The 16,987-nt window shown below is 68.3% G+C and carries 13 protein-coding genes and 1 rRNA gene; all 14 read right to left on the bottom strand.

The window, feature by feature from the left end; genetic code table 11:
* Positions 1–29: 29 nt before the first annotated feature.
* Positions 30–1,551, bottom strand: a 16S ribosomal RNA gene (locus tag OE229_RS13590).
* Positions 1,552–2,072: 521 nt separating this feature from the next.
* Positions 2,073–2,843: a fumarylacetoacetate hydrolase family protein gene (locus tag OE229_RS13595; protein ID WP_027466538.1), complete on the bottom strand. Its 771-nt coding sequence runs from the start codon at positions 2,841–2,843 to the stop codon at positions 2,073–2,075.
* 30 nt (positions 2,844–2,873) lie between these two features.
* Positions 2,874–3,983: a branched-chain amino acid aminotransferase gene (locus OE229_RS13600; RefSeq protein WP_262138475.1), complete on the bottom strand. Its 1,110-nt coding sequence runs from the start codon at positions 3,981–3,983 to the stop codon at positions 2,874–2,876.
* 15 nt (positions 3,984–3,998) lie between these two features.
* The gene (locus tag OE229_RS13605; protein ID WP_262138476.1) at positions 3,999–5,072 is read right to left on the bottom strand and encodes a 3-isopropylmalate dehydrogenase; all 1,074 of its coding nucleotides are present in this window, start codon (positions 5,070–5,072) and stop codon (positions 3,999–4,001) included.
* Between the two features lie 12 nt (positions 5,073–5,084).
* Positions 5,085–6,674 (bottom strand): phosphoglycerate dehydrogenase, encoded by a 1,590-nt coding sequence (serA, locus tag OE229_RS13610; RefSeq protein ID WP_262138477.1) that lies wholly within the window; start codon positions 6,672–6,674, stop codon positions 5,085–5,087.
* Between the two features lie 156 nt (positions 6,675–6,830).
* Complete coding sequence (locus OE229_RS13615) at positions 6,831–7,214, bottom strand: hypothetical protein (RefSeq protein ID WP_214560901.1); 384 nt, start codon at positions 7,212–7,214, stop codon at positions 6,831–6,833.
* Entirely contained in the window at positions 7,211–7,675 is a 465-nt protein-coding gene (locus OE229_RS13620) for a hypothetical protein (protein WP_027466533.1), read from the bottom strand. The genes OE229_RS13615 and OE229_RS13620 overlap by 4 nt, the downstream gene beginning before the upstream one ends.
* A gap of 59 nt (positions 7,676–7,734) precedes the next feature.
* Positions 7,735–8,925: a mannitol-1-phosphate 5-dehydrogenase gene (locus OE229_RS13625; RefSeq protein ID WP_182065920.1), complete on the bottom strand. Its 1,191-nt coding sequence runs from the start codon at positions 8,923–8,925 to the stop codon at positions 7,735–7,737.
* A 210-nt stretch (positions 8,926–9,135) separates the two neighbouring features.
* Entirely contained in the window at positions 9,136–10,161 is a 1,026-nt protein-coding gene (gene ilvC, locus OE229_RS13630; RefSeq protein ID WP_209135192.1) for a ketol-acid reductoisomerase, read from the bottom strand.
* 71 nt (positions 10,162–10,232) lie between these two features.
* The gene (gene ilvN, locus OE229_RS13635; protein WP_017888842.1) at positions 10,233–10,733 is read right to left on the bottom strand and encodes an acetolactate synthase small subunit; all 501 of its coding nucleotides are present in this window, start codon (positions 10,731–10,733) and stop codon (positions 10,233–10,235) included.
* Positions 10,730–12,553, bottom strand: coding sequence for an acetolactate synthase large subunit (locus tag OE229_RS13640; RefSeq protein ID WP_182065921.1), 1,824 nt, complete (start codon positions 12,551–12,553; stop codon positions 10,730–10,732). The genes ilvN and OE229_RS13640 overlap by 4 nt, the downstream gene beginning before the upstream one ends.
* Positions 12,554–12,598: 45 nt before the next feature.
* Complete coding sequence (gene ilvD, locus OE229_RS13645) at positions 12,599–14,293, bottom strand: dihydroxy-acid dehydratase (RefSeq protein WP_071246395.1); 1,695 nt, start codon at positions 14,291–14,293, stop codon at positions 12,599–12,601.
* Positions 14,294–14,363: 70 nt separating this feature from the next.
* Entirely contained in the window at positions 14,364–15,146 is a 783-nt protein-coding gene (gene otsB, locus OE229_RS13650) for a trehalose-phosphatase (RefSeq protein WP_209135191.1), read from the bottom strand.
* Positions 15,139–16,731, bottom strand: coding sequence for an alpha,alpha-trehalose-phosphate synthase (UDP-forming) (otsA, locus tag OE229_RS13655; RefSeq protein WP_071405817.1), 1,593 nt, complete (start codon positions 16,729–16,731; stop codon positions 15,139–15,141). The genes otsB and otsA overlap by 8 nt, the downstream gene beginning before the upstream one ends.
* Positions 16,732–16,987 lie beyond the last annotated feature (256 nt).

Raw genomic sequence — 16,987 nt, forward strand, 5'->3', positions numbered from 1 at the left:
GCGACCAGCACTGACCAGATGCTCCTTAGAAAGGAGGTGATCCAGCCGCACCTTCCGGTACGGCTACCTTGTTACGACTTAGTCCTAATCACCGATCCCACCTTCGACGGCTCCTTCCACAAGGGTTAGGCCACCGGCTTCGGGTGTTACCGACTTTCATGACTTGACGGGCGGTGTGTACAAGGCCCGGGAACGTATTCACCGCAGCGTTGCTGATCTGCGATTACTAGCGACTCCGACTTCATGAGGTCGAGTTGCAGACCTCAATCCGAACTGAGACCGGCTTTTTGGGATTCGCTCCACCTTACGGTATCGCAGCCCTTTGTACCGGCCATTGTAGCATGCGTGAAGCCCAAGACATAAGGGGCATGATGATTTGACGTCATCCCCACCTTCCTCCGAGTTGACCCCGGCAGTCTCCTATGAGTCCCCGGCATAACCCGCTGGCAACATAGAACGAGGGTTGCGCTCGTTGCGGGACTTAACCCAACATCTCACGACACGAGCTGACGACAACCATGCACCACCTGTACACCGACCACAAGGGGGCGACCATCTCTGGCCGTTTCCGGTGTATGTCAAGCCTTGGTAAGGTTCTTCGCGTTGCATCGAATTAATCCGCATGCTCCGCCGCTTGTGCGGGCCCCCGTCAATTCCTTTGAGTTTTAGCCTTGCGGCCGTACTCCCCAGGCGGGGCGCTTAATGCGTTAGCTACGACACAGAAACCGTGGAAAGGTCCCTACATCTAGCGCCCAACGTTTACGGCATGGACTACCAGGGTATCTAATCCTGTTCGCTCCCCATGCTTTCGCTCCTCAGCGTCAGTTACGGCCCAGAGATCTGCCTTCGCCATCGGTGTTCCTCCTGATATCTGCGCATTCCACCGCTACACCAGGAATTCCAATCTCCCCTACCGCACTCTAGTCTGCCCGTACCCACTGCAAGCCCGAGGTTGAGCCTCGGGATTTCACAGCAGACGCGACAAACCGCCTACGAGCTCTTTACGCCCAATAATTCCGGACAACGCTTGCACCCTACGTATTACCGCGGCTGCTGGCACGTAGTTAGCCGGTGCTTTTTCTGCAGGTACCGTCACTTTCGCTTCTTCCCTACTAAAAGAGGTTTACAACCCGAAGGCCGTCATCCCTCACGCGGCGTTGCTGCATCAGGCTTTCGCCCATTGTGCAATATTCCCCACTGCTGCCTCCCGTAGGAGTCTGGGCCGTGTCTCAGTCCCAGTGTGGCCGGTCACCCTCTCAGGCCGGCTACCCGTCGTCGCCTTGGTGAGCCATTACCTCACCAACAAGCTGATAGGCCGCGAGTCCATCCCCAACCAAAAAATCTTTCCACCACCAGACCATGCGGCCAGTGATCATATCCAGTATTAGACGTCGTTTCCAACGCTTATCCCAGAGTCAGGGGCAGGTTACTCACGTGTTACTCACCCGTTCGCCACTAATCCACCCAGCAAGCTGGGCATCATCGTTCGACTTGCATGTGTTAAGCACGCCGCCAGCGTTCGTCCTGAGCCAGGATCAAACTCTCCGTAAAAAAATACAGACCCAACACCCGAAGGCATCAGACCGAGTTGATTCTGACTGTTGACTGTCTACTGACAATCTTCAATCCAAAAGGAATTGCTTCATGACCCAGCCGGACAAACCGACCAGGCACGAGGTCAATCAATAAATTGGCATTGACAATGTGCACGCTGTTGAGTTCTCAAGGACCAGACGCACTCCCCGCTCGACCCATCACAGGTTCCGCCAGAGAGGCATTCGTCTTGTACAACGTCCTGGGCGCACAACCAGAGGTCGTGGTTCCGAGGAGTTGGTTGCCTGAGCGGGACCCCGTCCGGACTGCATCTCCAGGTGTTCAACCCGGTGATCGTCTCGGCCGTTCCGTTCTCCGCCTCAGCGGCAACGAGTGATTACTTTACGCAGAGGTGAACGGCAGCGCCAAGCCGGGCCACATCCCGGGCGTGTCGCCCACTGCGCCCGCGCTGAGCACTCCCCCGAGAACGACGAACGGCCCGTTCCCCACCTGGGGGAACGGGCCGTTCGGCAGCGCTGTCAGTGCCGGGCGATGACAGGGTTCTTGAGCGAACCGATGCCGGAGATGGTGACCTCGACGATCTCACCGTCGCGGATCTGTCCGACACCGGCCGGAGTCCCGGTCAGGATGACGTCACCGGGCAGAAGGGTCCAGATCGAGGACACGAACTCGACGAGCGACGGGATGTCGTGCACCATCTCGTTCGTCGACGCAGCCTGCCGGAGGTCACCGTCGACACGGGTCTCGATGCGGATGTCCGACGGGTCGATCTCGGTCTCGATCACGGGGCCGAGCGGGCAGAAGGTGTCGAACCCCTTCGCCCGGGTCCACTGACCGTCGCGCGCCTGCAGGTCTCGGGCGGTCACGTCGTTGGCGATCGTGTAGCCGAGGATGACGCTCGCGAAGTCCTCACGCCGGACGTTCTTCGCGAGTGAGCCGATCACGATGGCGAGTTCGCCCTCGTGGTCGACGCGTCCGATGTCGGCGGGGAGGCGGATGGGTTCGTCCGGACCGATCACCGAGGTGTTCGGCTTGAGGAACACCACCGGGTCGTCGCCGGCGCGCTCGTCCATCTCCGAGGCGTGCTCCGAGTAGTTGAGCCCGACGCCAATGACCTTCGAGCGCGGGATGACGGGGGCGAGGAGCTTGGCGTCGGCGAGTGCCACGCGCTCCCCCGTGGTCTCGAACCCCTGGTACATCGGGTCTCCCGCGAGCACCACCAGAGCGCGCTCGTCGAGGATGCCGTACCGGGGGTCTTCACCCTTGCTGCTGAACCGTGCGATCTTCACCGTTCGACCCTACCCACGCCCGCCGGTCGATCAGGACGCGTCGGTCAGCTTGGTCATCCACCCGTGGGGGTCGGGACGACGGCCGTACTGGATGTCGGTGAGCTCGTCGCGCAGGGACATCGTGAGTTCGCCCGCCCCGACGGTCGGCGAACCGATCGTGAAGCCGTCGCCCCGGAGTTCGGCGATCGGGGTCACCACGGCGGCGGTCCCGCACGCGAACGCCTCGGTGATCGAACCGTCGGCAACGCCGTCACGCCACTCGTCGAGGGTCACGCGGCGCTTCGCGACGGTCAGGCCGCGGTCCTCGGCCAGCTGCAGGATCGAGTCACGCGTGATCCCTTCGAGGATCGAGTCGGAGTCGGGCGTGACGAGGGTGCCGTCGGACTTGACCAGGACGACGTTCATGCCGCCGAGCTCTTCGAGGTACTTGCCCTCCACCGAGTCGAGGAACATCACCTGCTGGCAGCCGTGCTCGTAGGCCTCTTGCTGGGGCAGCAGCGACGAGGCGTAGTTGCCGCCGGTCTTCGCCGCACCGGTCCCGCCTTTGCCTGCCCGGGCGTACTGCGTCGACAGCCAGATCGACACCGGCTTCGGGCCCGAGGTGAAGTACGCACCGGCCGGGCTCGCGATGCAGTGGTACGCGACGGCCTGTGCCGCGCGCACCCCGAGGAACGACTCCGTCGCGATCATGAACGGCCGCAGGTACAGGCTGGTCTCGGGCGCCGAGGGCACCCAGTCGACGTCGGTCTGCACGAGCTGCCGGATCGACTCGACGAACGCCTCCACCGGGAGTTCCGGGAGCGCGAGCCGTCGGGCGGACCGCTGGAATCGCCGGGCGTTGGCGTCCGGCCGGAACGACCACACCGAACCGTCCGCGTGCCGGTAGGCCTTGAGCCCCTCGAAGATCTCCTGGGCGTAGTGCAGCACGCTCGCGCTCGGATCGAGGGACAGCGGCCCGTACGGGTGGATCGACGCACTGTGCCAGCCGTCGTCGAGCGTCCACTCGACCGTCGCCATGTGGTCGGTGAAGTGCTTGCCGAAGCCCGGGTCGGCGAGGATCTGCTCACGCTCGGCGGCCGCGCGGCGGTCGGCGGACGGGGTGCTGGCGAACTCGAGTCCGAAGGCGGTGTCGGTGCTCATGGGGAGGACTCCTTCTCAGGCGGTGGTGGTGCGTACCGTGGCCGCGGCGGCGATCGCGTCGCCGATCTCGGCCGTGCGACGCGGCGTGGTGCCCCGGTCGGCGAGGTCGGACTCCACCGCAGCCGTGACCGCGGCCGCCAGGTCACCGCGACCGAGGTGGTCGAGCAACAGGGCGACGGAGCGGATCGCGGCGGTGGGGTCGGCCAGCTGCTGACCTGCGATGTCCGGCGCGGAACCGTGGACCGGCTCGAACATGCTGGGGAAGGTGCCGTCCGGGTTGATGTTCCCCGAGGCCGCCAGACCGATGCCGCCGCTGATCGCGCCGGCAAGGTCGGTGATGATGTCGCCGAACAGGTTGTCGGTGACGATGACGTCGAACCGGGCGGGGTCGCGGACCATGTGGATGGTGACCGCGTCCACGTGCTGGTAGTCGACCGTGACGTCCGGGTACTCGGCGCCGACGGCCGCGACGGTGCGCTGCCAGAGGGCTCCGGCGTGTACCAGGACGTTGCTCTTGTGCACGAGGGTCAGGTGCCGACGCGGGCGTCGGTCCGCCAGCGCGAAGGCGTACCGGACGACCCGCTCGACCCCGAAGGCGGTGTTCAAGGAGACCTCGGTAGCGATCTCGTGCGGGGTCCCGGTCCGGATGGCACCGCCGTTGCCGACGTACGGCCCCTCGGTGCCTTCGCGCACGACCACGAAGTCGACTTCGCCGGGGTCGGCGAGCGGCGTCGGAACGGCCGGGTGCACCGTCGTCGGCCGGAGGTTCACGTAGTGGTCGAATGCGAAGCGGAGCTTGAGGAGCAGCCCGCGCTCGATGATGCCGCCGGCGAGCCGCGGGTCACGGGGGTCACCGCCGACCGCTCCGAGCAGGATCGCGTCGTGCTGCGCGATCGCCGCCATGTCGTCGTCGGTCAGGACGTCACCGGTCTCCAGGTACCGTGCGGCACCGACGGAGAACGGGGTCTCCAGCACCACGAGGTCGTCCGGCAAGACCGCGTGCAGGACCTTCAGGGCCTCGTCGACGACCTCGGGGCCGATGCCGTCACCACGGATGACCGCGAGTCGGATGGTCTGCGCGCTGCTCATGTCCGCCACTCCCTAGAGCGTGATGTCGATCTCGCGGAGCGAGGACGCGTCGATCGCCGAGCGGACGTGCTCGAGGATCTCGGCCGGCACGGGCGAGTCGACCGTCAGGACGCTCAGTGCCTGGCCACCGGCGGCTTCGCGGGAGATCTGCATGGCGGCGATGTTGATGCCGGCCTGGCCGAACTCCTTGCCGTAGACCGCGACGATGCCCGGTCGGTCGGTGTACTCCATCACGACGTGGTGCCGGTCGAGCGGCACCTCGACGTCGTGCCCGTTGATCTCGACGAGCTTCTCGACCTGCTTCGGGCCGGTGAGCGTGCCGGACACGCTGATCGCCGGGCCGTCGGACTGGGCACCGCGGATCGTCAGCACGTTGCGGTACTCGGGGCTGTCGGTCTCGGTGATGAGGCGGACGGTGACCCCGCGCTGCTCGGCGATGAGCGGGGCGTTGACGTACGAGACCTGGTCGCTCACGACGTCGGTGAAGACGCCCTTGAGCGCCGCGAGCTTCAGCACGCTGACGTCGTACTCGGCGAGCTCGCCGTGCACCTCGACGTCGATGCTCGTGACCGGCGAGGTCGCCAGGGCGGTGAAGACCTGGCCGAGCTTCTCGACGAGCGGGATGCCGGGGCGCACGTACGGGTCGATGACCCCGCCGGCGACGTTCACCGCGTCGGGCACGAGCTCGCCGCCGAGGGCGAGACGGACCGACTTGGCGACCGAGACGCCTGCTTTCTCCTGCGCTTCGTCGGTGGAGGCACCGAGGTGCGGCGTCACGACGACGTTCGGGAGCGCCAGGAGCGGCGAGTCCTTCGGGGGCTCGGCGACGAAGACGTCGAGGCCGGCGCCGGCGATGGTGTTCGCCGTGAGTGCACGGTGCAGGGCGTCCTCGTCGATCAGGCCGCCGCGGGCCACGTTCACGACGAACGCGGTCGGCTTCATCAGGGCGAACTGGGCGTCCGAGATCATGCCGAGGGTCTCCGGCGTCCTCGGCATGTGGATCGTGGTGAAGTCCGCCCGGCGCAGCAGGTCGTCGAGGGAGACGAGCTCGACCCCGAGCTGCTGCGCACGTGCCGTGGTGACGTACGGGTCGTACGCGATGACCGTCACGCCGAAGGCCTGCAGCCGCTGGGTGATGAGCGCGCCGATGCGGCCGAGGCCGATGATGCCGACGGTCTTCTCGTAGAGCTCCACACCGGTGTACGACGAGCGCTTCCACGCACCGGCGGCCAGCGAGGCGTGGGCGGCCGGGATGTGCCGCGCGAGCGACAGGATGTGCCCGACCGTGAGCTCCGCCGCCGAGATGATGTTCGAGGTCGGGGCGTTCACCACCATCACGCCGGCGGTCGTCGCGGCCTTGATGTCGACGTTGTCGAGGCCGACGCCGGCGCGGGCGACGACCTTGAGGTCCGGTGCCGAGGCGATCGCCTCGGCGTCGATCTTGGTGGCGGACCGCACGAGGACGGCGTGCGCGTCGGACAGCGCCGCCAGGAGCGCCGGACGGTCGGTGCCGTCCACGTTCCGGATCTCGAAGTCGGGCCCGAGGGCGTCGACCGTTGCGGGCGAGAGTTCTTCGGCGATCAGGACGACCGGCTTCGACACAGCAGCTGTTTCCTCACTCGAGACGGTTGGTATCCCACCATGCTATCGACGCGGGCCGGTGGTGACGACCGCGGGAGCGGTCCTGTGGAGAACCACACGACGGCAGGAGGCGCGGGGCGGGGCCGCACCGAGCCTCCTGGCCGTGGGCGGGTCGCGTCAGAAGTCCAGCAGCGTCGGGACGAACAGCTGGAGGTCGAGCCAGAGGGCGCCGGCGCCCGCGAACGCGACCACGAACACCGCGATCGTGACGGGCAGGCTCGCGCGCCGGGTGATGACGATCGCCGCGACGAACGCGACCGGCGCGATGAGGATGTCGAGCACGAGCCACAGCCACGGGGTGCTGGTCTGCAGCGAGTCTCCACCCGAGGTCGTCTGGAGGAACGCGTTGAAGGCGTCCACCCGCTGGTTGATCTGCGTCAGGTTGCCGACGGCCTGCACCGTCATGTACGCGAACAGCGCCGCGAACACGACCCAGACCACGATCTTCGCGACCACGGGGGCACTGTTCCGGCGGGTCGTCGCCGGCACTGCCCCGGTCACCCGAAACTCCGCGTCAGGAGGAACGGCCAGGGGAAGAGCACGACGGCGCCGAGGAGCATCCAGAGCAGGCGGGTCCGGGTGCGGCTGCTGCGCGCTGCCCAGAGCACCACCGTGAACCAGAGTGCCGGCGCGAGGATCGCGAGGAAGCGGAGCACCTCGACGAAGAGCGTGAGGACGGTGTCGACGCCGGAGACGTACGCGGTCGAGGCGGTCAGGAGCCAGGCCACCGTGTAGAGCAGGTAGAGGCCCCCGAAGACACCGAACCCGACGAGCGCGCCGGAGGTCTCGGGGGCTTCGGGGTCACGGGCTCCGCGGTCACGCACCGCCACCGGGTTGTGCGCCGCGTCGACGTGGGTGGCGTCGTCCGCGTCACCCCAGCTGAGGGCGGCGTCGTCGGTGTCGACGGCGTTCGGCACGTCCGGGTCGATCGACCCGTCTGGTGGGGATGCTGCCGTGGTCATGCCCCGATTCTACGAGGGACACGACACCGGGGAGACCAGCGGCTCCCGGGAGGCCGACGTCAGACGTCGGCCGGCTGCGTCGCGAGGACCTCGGCGACGACGTCGCGGACGGCCGGGAAGAGCGGGTGGCTCTCCATCAGGCCCGTGAGGATCTCGGTGAGCGCGTGTGCGGTCGCCCCGGAGCGCAGGAGGGCGTGCAACTCGATCGACTCCGGGTCGTTCTCGTCGTCGAACGCGAGCGCCGCGCGGACGGCACCGAGCAGGTGTTCGACGGGCAGACCGCGCTCGGCGAGCTGCGACGCCGGGCCGACGAAGCGTTCACGACGGCCGAGCTTGCGGAGCGGGTTGCGGCCGACGCGCGCCGTGGAGTCCGGCAGGTGCGGGTTCGCGATGCGGGAGAGGTTCGCGGCGACGTAGCGCGCGTGGTCCTCGGGGTCGAAGCCGTGCTTCGCGATCAGCAGTGCGGTGGTCTCGGCGAGCACCCCGTCGACCTCGGCGCGGACGGCGTCGTCCTCGAGTGCTTCGCGGATGAGCCGGATGCCCCGCACGTAGCCGTGGTAGGCGGCGGTGGCGTGCGCCGTGTTGACCGTGTAGAGCTTGCGCTCGACGAACGGCTGCAGGTCGTCGACCCAGGTGACGCCCTCGATCGTCGGCGGTTCGGCGTCGGAGCCGAGGAACGGGGTGCGCTCGATGACCCACTCGTAGAACGGCTCGAGCACGACGTCGAGGCCGCCGGACTGACCGAGCACACCGGACTGGTCCGGGACGATGCGGTCGATCGCGCAGTTCGCGAAGACCGCGGCGATGTCCCGGTCTTCGAGGATCGGGGCTCGGCGGATGCTGGCGTGCAGGGAGTCGGTCGCGTTGAACGCGTTCTCGCAGGCGACGATCGTGACGTCGCCGCGCTCGAGCGGGCGTGCCGCGAGCCCCTCGGCGATGAGCGGCGCGACGAGCGGGAGCGTGCGGGCTCCCACGGCGGTCGTCACGACGTCGGCCTCGGCGATGGCCTGCACCACACGCTCGCGGTCGGTCTTGCTGCTGAGCGCACGGAAACCGTAGACGAGGTGCTCGACCGGCATCTCGCCGACCTCGTGCACCACGAACCGGCCGGCTTCGTTGAGCGCCGAGACCACGCGTTCGTCGACGTCGACGAAGGTGAGGTCGTAGCCGCTCGCCACGAGGAACTGGCCCACGAACCCGCGCCCGATCTTGCCGGCGCCGATGTGGACCGCTCGCTTCGTCACCGCCATCGAACGATCATCCCATGCTGGTCGGGGCGGTCCTGACCGCGGGTGCGCAGCACGGCCGACGGGTGTCGGGAATCGTCCGCGCGCACGGCGGAGGGACGCCGGTCCGCGGCGTCGGGGCTGGAGAAGGGCTGCTGCATAACGTTCGGGTCACATCGCGAGGCGGCGGTGCAGGTGCACCGCCGCCTCGCAGGTCGAGTGGTTCTCGGAAGACTACCGCGCGGCCGAGCCGTCCACGTAGTCGCCGTCGTTCTGCTTCCACGCGAAGAGCGCGCGGAGCTCACGGCCGGTGGCCTCGATCGGGTGGCCTTCGCCCTTGGCGCGGAGCGCCTTGAACTCCGGAGCGCCGGCGTCCTGGTCGTCGATGAAACGCTTCGCGAAGGCACCGTTCTGGATGTCCGCGAGCACCGCCTTCATGTTCTCCTTGACGTCCGGCGAGATCACGCGGGGGCCGGAGACGTAGTCACCGAACTCGGCGGTGTCGGAGATCGACCAGCGCTGCTTGGTGAGACCGCCCTCCCAGATGAGGTCGACGATGAGCTTGAGCTCGTGCAGGACCTCGAAGTAGGCGATCTGCGGCTGGTAGCCCGCCTCGACCAGGGTCTCGAAGCCGTACTGGATGAGCTGCGACGTACCACCGCAGAGGACGGCCTGCTCGCCGAACAGGTCGGTCTCGGTCTCCTCGGTGAAGGTCGTCTTGATGCCGCCGGAGCGGAGGCCACCGATGGCCTTGGAGTACGACCACGCGAGGTCCCACGCGGAACCGGACGCGTCGACCTCGACGGCGACGATCACGGGGACGCCACGGCCGGCCTCGTACTCGCGGCGCACGGTGTGGCCCGGGCCCTTCGGAGCGACGAGCGACACGTCGACGCCCTCGGGCGCCTCGATGTAGCCGAAGCGGATGTTGAAGCCGTGACCGAAGACGAGCGTCGCGCCCGGCTTGAGGTTCGGGCGGATGTCCTCTGCGTAGACGATGCGCTGGACCTGGTCCGGCGCGAGGATGACGACGACGTCGGCCCAGGCTGTGGCGTCGCCCGGGGTGTGGACCTCGAAGCCCGCCTCTTCGGCCTTCTGCCGGCTCTTCGAGCCCTCCTGCAGGCCGATCTTGACCTCGACACCCGAGTCACGGAGGTTGAGGGCGTGGGCGTGGCCCTGCGAGCCGTAGCCGATGACGGCGACCTTCTTGCCCTGGATGAGCGTCAGATCGGCGTCGGCGTCGTACACGATGTCAGTCACGAGGGTGTGTCTCCTTGGTTCTGTGGTCGGTGCCGGGCACCGTCGGCGCCCGGGAAGGGTGTGACGGGCGCTCAGCGCACCCGGTCGGTGATGCTCTTCGGTCCGCGGCCCATGCCGAGGAGGCCCGCGCGGGCGAGCTCCTTGACGCCGTAGGGCTCGAGCACGCGGAGGATCGCCTGGATCTTGCCGGGGTCGCCGGTCACCTCGACGATCAGGGAGTCGGTCGCCACGTCTACGACCTGGGCACGGAACAGGTTCACTGCTTCGAGCACCGCCGAGCGCGTCTGGTTGTCGACGCGCACCTTCACGAGCATGTGCTCGCGCTGGACCGACTGCGAGAAGTCCAGTTCGACGATCTTGATGACGTTCACCAGCTTGTTGAGCTGCTTCGTCACCTGTTCCAGCGGGAGGTCCTCGACGTCGACGACGACCGTGATCCGGCTGAGGCCGTCCACCTCGGTGTTGCCGACGGCGAGCGACTCGATGTTGAACCCGCGGCGGGCGAAGAGTCCGGCGACACGGGTCAGCAGACCGGGCTTGTCCTCCACGAGGAGGGAGAGGACGTGGCTCATGCGGTTTCTCCCGTCATGTCGGCGTCCTCGTCGTCCCAGGTGGGGGCGAGTGCCTGGGCGTACTCGATGGAGGAGTTGCTGACGCCCTGCGGGACCATCGGCCAGACCATCGAGTCACGACTCACGACGAAGTCGATCACCACCGGGCGGTCGTTGGTCGCCAGGGCGAGCTCGATCGCGGCGTCGACCTCGTCGGCCTTCTCGACGCGGATGCCGAGGGCACCGTACGCGTCGGCCAGCTTCACGAAGTCCGGCACGCGACGCGAGTCGTGCCCCGTCTCGAGGTCGGTGAAGGAGTGCCGGCCGTCGTAGAACAGCGTCTGCCACTGCCGGACCATGCCGAGCGAGGAGTTGTTGATGATCGCGACCTTGATCGGGATGTCGTTGATGACGCAGGTCGCGAGCTCCTGGTTCGTCATCTGGAAGCAGCCGTCGCCGTCGATCGCCCAGACCACGCGGTCCGGCTGGGCCACCTTCGCGCCCATCGCCGCGGGGACCGAGTAACCCATCGTGCCGGCGCCACCGGAGTTGAGCCAGGCGTTCGGCCGCTCGTACTTGATGAACTGCGCCGACCACATCTGGTGCTGACCGACACCCGAGGCGTACACGGCCTCGGGACCGGAGAGCTCACCGATGCGCTTGATGATGCCCTGCGGTGCCAGGAGCCCGTCGGTCGGCTCGGCGTACCCGAGCGGGAAGTCGGCCTTGAGCTGGTGGAGCTTGGCCCACCACTCGTCGGTCGATGCGCGGTCCTCGACGGCGATGCCGCCCCAGGCGTCGAGCAGGTCGACCAGGACCTCGCGGGCGTCACCGACGATCGGGACGTCGGCGAACCGGATCTTCGAGATCTCGGCCGGGTCGATGTCGACGTGCACGACCTTGGCGTCCGGCGCGAACTCGTCGGCCTTGCCGGTCACGCGGTCGTCGAAGCGGGCCCCGAGGGCGACGATGAGGTCGCTCTCCTGCAGGCCGAGCACCGCGGGCACGGTGCCGTGCATGCCGGGCATGCCGAGGTGCTGCGGGTGCGAGTCCGGGAACGCGCCGCGCGCCATCAGGGTCGTGACGACCGGCGCCCCGGTGGCCTCGGCGAAGCGGAGCAGCTCGGCGGTCGCGCGGGAACGGACGACCCCGCCGCCGACGTAGAGCACCGGACGCTCCGACTCGGACAGCAGCTGCGCGGCCGCGGTGATCTGCTTGCCGTGCGCCTTGGTCACCGGGCGGTAGCCGGGCAGGTCGATCTTGGGCGGCCACACGTACGGCGCCGACTTCTGCTGGGCGTCCTTGGTGATGTCCACCAGCACGGGGCCGGGCCGACCGGTCGTCGCGATGAGGTGCGCCGCGGCGAGGGTCGCCGGCACGTCGGCCGGGTCGGTCACCAGGAACGAGTGCTTCGTGATGGGCATCGTGATGCCGACGATGTCGGCTTCCTGGAACGCGTCGGTGCCCATCAGCGTCGAGAACACCTGACCGGTGATCGCGATGAACGGCACCGAGTCCATGTAGGCGTCGGCGATGGCCGTGACGAGGTTCGTCGCGCCGGGGCCGGACGTCGCGATGGCGACCCCGACCTTGCCGGACGACGAAGCGTAGCCCTCGGCGGCGTGGCCGGCGCCCTGCTCGTGACGGACGAGGATGTGGCGGATCGTGGTCGACGCCATCAGCTCGTCGTAGAACGGGATGATCGCGCCGCCCGGCAGGCCGAAGACGTCGGTGATCCCGAGGTGCTCGAGCGTCCGGAGGACGGCTCCCGAGCCGGTCAGGATCTCCGGCGACCGGCGTGCACCGGCGGCCGCGGACAACGGAGTTGCTTCCGTGGGCATGAGTGGTCCTTGCCTGAGTGGTGGCGGTGGTGCGGGTGTCGGACGCTAGCCCGTGACCGCGCCCTGGGCGGCGGACTTGACGAGCTTGGCGTACTTCGCGAGGACTCCGCGGGTGTAGCGCGGGGGCAGCGGGGCCCAGCCGTCACGGCGGGCCTCCAGCTCGGCCGGGTCGACCAGTAGGTCGAGCGAGCGAGCCGCGATGTCGACACGGATGCGGTCGCCATCACGAACGAAAGCGACTGGACCTGCGTCCACTGCTTCCGGTGCGATGTGGCCGATGCACAGGCCGGTTGTGCCGCCTGAGAATCGACCGTCGGTCAAGAGTAGTACATCCTTGCCGAGGCCCGCGCCCTTGATGGCCGCGGTGATGGCGAGCATCTCGCGCATCCCCGGACCGCCCTTCGGTCCCTCGTAGCGGATGACGACGACGTCGCCCTTCTCGATCTTGCCCTCGGTCAGGGCGTCCATCGCGGCACGTTCGCGGTCGAACACCCGGGCGGGGCCCTCGAAGACGGAGGCGTCGAAGCCCGCGGTCTTCACCACGGCGCCCTCGGGGGCGAAGGAGCCCTGGAGGACGGTGAGGCCGCCGGTCTCGTGGATCGGGTTGTCGAGCGTGCGGAAGACCTCACCGTCGAGCGCCGGCGGGTCGATCTCGGCGAGGTTCTCGGCGACGGTCTTGCCCGTCACGGTCATGCACTCGCCGTGCAGCAGGCCCGCGTCGAGCAGCGCCTTCATGATCACGGGGATGCCGCCGTTGCGGTCGACGTCGACCATGACGTACTTGCCGAAGGGCTTCATGTCGGCAAGGTGCGGGACCTTGGAGCCGATGCGGTTGAAGTCGTCCAGCGACAGCTCGACCTCGGCCTCGTAGGCGATGGCGAGCAGGTGCAGGATGACGTTGGTCGAGCCGCCCAGGGCCATCGCGACGGCGATCGCGTTCTCGAAGGCTTCCTTGGTGAGGATCTGCCGCGCGGTGATGCCGTGCTCGAGCATGTTCACCACGGCCTCGCCGGAGCGGTGCGCGTAGTAGTCACGGCGGCGGTCGGCGCTCGGCGGGGCCGCGGAGCCCGGGAGCGACATGCCGAGGGCCTCGGCGACGGAGGCCATCGTGTTCGCCGTGTACATGCCACCGCAGGCGCCCTCGCCCGGGACGATGGCGCACTCGATCTTCTTGAGCTCTTCCTCGCTCATGGTGCCGGCCTTGCAGGCGCCGACGCCCTCGAAGGAGTCGATGATCGTGACTTCCTTCATCGTGCCGTCGGCCTGCTTCACGTAGCCCGGCATGACCGAACCCGCGTAGAGGAACACGCTCGCCAGGTCGAGGCGCGCGGCGGCCATCAGCATGCCGGGGAGCGACTTGTCGCAGCCGGCGAGCAGGACGGTGCCGTCGAGGCGCTCGGCGTTGACGACGGTCTCGACGCTGTCCGCGATGACCTCACGCGAGACGAGGGAGAAGTGCATGCCCTCGTGGCCCATCGAGATGCCGTCCGAGACGGAGATGGTGCCGAACTGCAGCGGGTAGCCGCCACCGGAGTGCACGCCCTCCTTCGCACCCTGTGCGAGGCGGTCGAGCGACAGGTTGCACGGCGTGATCTCGTTCCACGAGGACGCGATGCCGATCTGCGGCTTGCTCCAGTCCTCGTCTCCCATACCGACGGCCCGCAGCATCCCACGCGAGGTGGTTGCTTCGATCCCGTCGGTGACGACCCGGCTGCGCGGCTTGACGTCGATATCAGGCATGGGATGAGTCTAGGACGCTTTGGGATACCAGCTGTGCACCCCCGTGCATTCTCATGCCCCGGGCCCGCGATCAGCGCGTCGCGCGGAGCCTCGCCAGCTGCTTGAGCACCCCGGTCAGGGCCGCCGGGTCGGCGATGCGGTAGCCGGCACGGGTCTCCCCGGGTCCGACCTTCACCCCGACGTCGCCGTCGCCGAGCACGCGGAACGCGTCCTCGTCGGTGACGTCGTCGCCGGCGAAGAACACCGCGTCGGCACCGTGCAGCTCGCGGAGCCGGGCGATCGCGTCGCCCTTCGTGACGTGGCGCACCGCGAACTCGACGATGTCCTTGCCACCGCGCTCGAGCACCTCCGGGTCGGCCTCGTGCGCCGCACGGCTCGCCGCCGCGTTCGCCTCGGCTGCGACCTCGGCGGAGACGCGGCGCGTGTGCACCCCGTGCCCGGCGGGCTTGTGCTCGATGACGACGCCCGGGAACCGTTCGCCGACCGCGTCGAGCGCAGCGCCGATCCGTGCCACACGACCGACCTCGTCATCGGACAGCGCGGCCTCGTCGTGGCCGTCCACGCGCCACTCGACACCGTGCGAGCCGACGAGCGCCATGTCCTCGGGTGCGTGGGTGACCGCGGCGAGGCTGCCGAGGGGACGCCCGGACACGAGCACCACCTCGGTGTCCTTCGCACGGTGCAGGGTCAGGACCGCGGCCCACGAGCCCGGCAGCGCACCGACCTGCGAGGGGTCGTCGGCGAAGGGGGCCAACGTGCCGTCGAAGTCGAGGGCGACGATCAGTCGCGGCGAAGCCGCGAGCGTCTCGAGGGCCGCGTCGATGGCGGTCTGGTCGGTGGTGGTCTCAGTCATCACGTGCCTCCCGGGTGTCCTCGGCAGCACGCGCGGACTGGGCGTCCTGGTCGAAGATCGACATGTTGTCGGTCTGTGCCTCGCGGTGCTGCTCGCGCGGGTCGGCGGCGGACGGGTCGATCTGGGCGTTCCGCGGTGCGTGGCGGTCGAGCGCCTCGAGGAACGAGCGCGACCAGCGGGCCACGTCGTTGTCGCGGACCCGCTTGCGGAGCGCGCGCATGCGCGTCGACCGCTCGCGACGCGGCATCTGGATCGCGCGCTCGATCGAGTCCTTGAGCGCGCCGATGTCGTGCGGGTTGACGATCACAGCCTGCTTGAGCTCGTCGGCGGCACCGGCGAACTCGGACAGGATGAGCACCCCGTCGTTGTCGAAGCGGGCGGCGACGTACTCCTTCGCGACGAGGTTCATGCCGTCGCGCAGTGCGGTGACGAGCATGATGTCGGCGGCCAGGTAGAGCGCCACCATCTCCTCGCGCGGGTAGCCGTGGTGCAGGTACGAGATCGGCTGGTGGCCGATGACTCCGAGGTCGCCGTTGATGCGGCCGACGCTCAGCTCGATCTCGTCACGGAGCGCCGCGTACGAGTCGACACGCTCCCGACTCGGGCTCGCGACCTGGATGAGGGTGGCGTCCTCGACCGCGATGCGGCCGTCCTCCACCAGCTCGCCGAAGGCCTTGATGCGGTGGCGGATGCCCTTGGTGTAGTCGAGCCGGTCGACGCCGAGCAGCACCGTCTTCGGGTTGCCCAGGCTCTCGCGGATCTCGCGCGCACGCTCCTGCACCTCGGGCTTGCGGGCGATCGCCTCGAAGCTCTCGGCGTCGATGGAGATCGGGAAGTGCCGCGCCTCGACGTGGCGGACCGTGATGCCCTTGCGGCTGCGCGGGGCTGCCGGGTCGTCCACCGGGACGTCGATCGTGGTGCCCTTGGTCGTGTAGCCCTTGATGTGCCGGACGGCGCGCAGGAAGTCGCTGGCGTCGTCGTGGCGCTGGAAGCCGATGACGTCGGCGCCGAGCAGCCCGTCGAGGATCTGCGCACGCCACGGCAGCTGTGCGTAGATGCCGACCGGCGGGAACGGGATGTGGTTGAAGAAGCCGATCGTCAGGTCGGGACGCTTCGCGCGGAGCAGGGCCGGCACGAGCTGCAGCTGGTAGTCCTGCACCCACACGATGCCGTCCTGCTCGACGATCTCGGCGATCTGCGCGGCGAAGCGTTCGTTGACCCGCTTGTACGCGTTCCACCAGTCGCGGTGGTAGCTCGGGTGCTCGATGACGTCGTGGTAGAGCGGCCAGAGCGTGTCGTTGCTGAAGCCCTCGTAGTACTCCTCGACGTCGTCGTCGGAGAGCGGGACGGGGACGATGTGGATGCCCTCGTTGTCGAACGGTGCGACCTCGACCTCGGCCTGCCCCACCCAGCCGACCCAGGCTCCGTCGTTCGCGCGCATCACGGGTTCGAGGGCGGTGACGAGGCCGCCCGGCGAGTGCCGCCAGCCCTCGTTGCCGTCCTGGTCGACGACGCGGTCCACCGGGAGGCGGTTGGAGGCGACGACGAACGAGTAGCGGGTCTGTTCGGTGCGGTCTGCAGGCATGGGGTGGTGTGATCTCCGTTCCGCCCGGCCGGGGCCGGGTGCGTCGGGTGCGTCGGTGCGTCGGGTGCGACGGCTGGCGTGGTGCGACGGCTGGCGTCGTGCGACGACCGGCGTGGTGCGCCGGGCGCGCTGCCGAAGTTACCAGCGTGGGGACAGCGCATTCACGGCGGATCGGCGGTTCCGCTACGCTGCAGGCACGTGTCGGGGGGACACGGGTGCTGGAGTGCGGCGCCGGCCTCCCGGTCGGAGAGGACCC

Origin of the sequence: Curtobacterium poinsettiae (assembly GCF_025677645.1) — a bacterium.
Lineage (GTDB): Bacteria > Actinomycetota > Actinomycetes > Actinomycetales > Microbacteriaceae > Curtobacterium > Curtobacterium poinsettiae_A.

What these genes read in the sequence shown, in the direction of transcription:
- otsA (WP_071405817.1), bottom strand. Translation starts at nt 16,731, where the DNA reads ATGCCTGCAGACCGCACCGAACAGACCCGCTACTCGTTCGTCGTCGCC.
- OE229_RS13625 (WP_182065920.1), bottom strand. Translation starts at nt 8,925, where the DNA reads ATGGCGGTGACGAAGCGAGCGGTCCACATCGGCGCCGGCAAGATCGGG.
- ilvN (WP_017888842.1), bottom strand. Translation starts at nt 10,733, where the DNA reads ATGAGCCACGTCCTCTCCCTCCTCGTGGAGGACAAGCCCGGTCTGCTG.
- OE229_RS13605 (WP_262138476.1), bottom strand. Translation starts at nt 5,072, where the DNA reads ATGAGCAGCGCGCAGACCATCCGACTCGCGGTCATCCGTGGTGACGGC.
- OE229_RS13640 (WP_182065921.1), bottom strand. Translation starts at nt 12,553, where the DNA reads ATGCCCACGGAAGCAACTCCGTTGTCCGCGGCCGCCGGTGCACGCCGG.
- ilvD (WP_071246395.1), bottom strand. Translation starts at nt 14,293, where the DNA reads ATGCCTGATATCGACGTCAAGCCGCGCAGCCGGGTCGTCACCGACGGG.
- OE229_RS13600 (WP_262138475.1), bottom strand. Translation starts at nt 3,983, where the DNA reads ATGAGCACCGACACCGCCTTCGGACTCGAGTTCGCCAGCACCCCGTCC.
- OE229_RS13620 (WP_027466533.1), bottom strand. Translation starts at nt 7,675, where the DNA reads ATGACCACGGCAGCATCCCCACCAGACGGGTCGATCGACCCGGACGTG.
- otsB (WP_209135191.1), bottom strand. Translation starts at nt 15,146, where the DNA reads ATGACTGAGACCACCACCGACCAGACCGCCATCGACGCGGCCCTCGAG.